Source organism: Psychrobacillus sp., from assembly GCF_056205495.1.
This window is the reverse complement of sequence record NZ_JBAEAP010000211.1, coordinates 1-1,842: the sequence shown is the minus strand read 5'-3', so window position 1 is coordinate 1,842 and position 1,842 is coordinate 1. Positions and strand designations below refer to the sequence as shown.

2 protein-coding genes are annotated in these 1,842 nt (G+C 35.4%); both read right to left on the bottom strand.

Annotation, left to right across the window (positions count from 1 at the left end):
• A partial coding sequence (locus AC06OU_RS06165; RefSeq protein ID WP_475854665.1) for an FGGY family carbohydrate kinase occupies positions 1–585 on the bottom strand: 585 nt, incomplete at its 3' end.
• Between the two features lie 224 nt (positions 586–809).
• Positions 810–1,781, bottom strand: coding sequence for an ABC transporter permease (locus AC06OU_RS06160; protein ID WP_475854663.1), 972 nt, complete (start codon positions 1,779–1,781; stop codon positions 810–812).
• Positions 1,782–1,842 lie beyond the last annotated feature (61 nt).

The following is a 1,842-nucleotide window of genomic DNA, read 5'->3' as shown; positions in this document are numbered from 1 at the left end:
GGCGTTTAATAAGTCATCATTCCATTTTCTTAATTTAATATTCATAATTCCTGAAGTAGATGCAGTGACGTAGTCTGTTACAATAGAACCTGTTAACTTATAAATAATATAGTCTTTCGCACTGAATACGACATGTACCTTTTCATCCGAATCCATAAGTTCATGATTCTTTAGCCAGACTAATTTAGAAACAGGTGTAGAGGAAGTTATTGTATTTCCAACTATTTTTTTCAAATCAGGGAACTGTTGATTAATTGACAGAGCTTCACTGAATGCCCGATTATCAGAATAAAGAATTGCTCGATTTGTGCACTCTCCTTCTTTTATCAAAATAACATCTTCCATTTGGCTACTAAATGTAATTGCTTTTATGGATGCTGGAGGAATTCCTTTCATAGTAAACCACTCGTGGGTAATAGCTTGAAGACCTTTCCACCACTCTTCAGGATTTTGCTCTTTTTCATTATTTTTTCCGTAATAAGTATGAATATTGTACGAATGCCTTACTTTCACTTGTCCTTCCTGATTCAACAAAACACCTTTGATGGCGGTTGTTCCCAAATCAAAAGCCGCGATATAGTTCATTTTCACCCTTCCTTTCTTATCTTTGCTTTAGATGGGCTCAGAATAAGATTACATAACTTTTTTTTACTTGGAATTCCCACTTCAACGGCATCTATTCCCGGACATACGGCTTATTAATATAAGAAAGTGCAGTCTCCACGTCCGATCTCCACAAACAAAATATCCTGTTAAAAATGGACGATGTTCCGTTTTATTCTTATTTAAAAAATGTTCTTGCAATGTAATCAAACATTTTCACGCCCCAACTTTTGAACAATTAATGCTGCAATTATTATAAAGCCAGTAATGACATTTTGCGAAAAAGTTGGAACCTCTAAAATCGTTAGGCCGTTTGATATAATACCAAGAATAGCAGCGCCAAATAACGTACCAAGTATGTTAGGCGTACCATTCCTGACAACCGTCATTCCAAGGAATACTGCAGCATAAGCATTTAAGAAAAAGCCATCACCACCAGTTGGATGAGCAGAACCTAGCCGTGAGGCTAATAACGCTCCTGCAAAGGCAGCTAACATCCCACATAAAGCAAAAGATAATGTTTTATACTTCTTTATTGCTATCCCTGATAATTGGGCTGCTCGTTCATTTCCACCAATTGCATATAATCTTCGTCCAACTACCATTTGTGTCATCAGAAACCAAAATACAAGGACTATAACCAACATGATAATAGAAAGAAATGGTATAACAGAGAGGTTTGTTTGACCAATCCATTTAAACCCCTCAGGAATGTTTTCAAAAATAGTAGAACCACCTGTAAACCAAAAAGTAAAACCACCAATAATAGTTCCCATAGCAAGAGTTGTTACAAACGATAAAACTTTAAATTGTGTAATAATTAATCCATTGATAATGCCCACAACTAAACCAACCAAGACAGGAATAAGAATACAAAAGAAAATGGGTACTCCTTCTGTTGCTAGTTTTGCTGCCATTACTCCACCTAAGCTGGTAATGGCACCTATAGATAAATCAAATTCACTAACAGACAAAACTAGTGTAGCCCCAACAGCAATAATAACTAAAAAGGAAATTTGACGTGAAATATTAATGACATTTTCTACCGTGGCAAATGAAGATGGGCTCATAATGCTGAAAATTAATATAATTATAATCCCTGCTATGATTGTTCCATATGAACTGATAATGCTTTTGATAAATAGGTTGGGTAGCCCTTTTTCAGTCTGTGTTATCACTTTTGTATAACCTCCTTCTGAAATCTATAGCAAATTTCCAGTATATCATCGGCTGTTATAC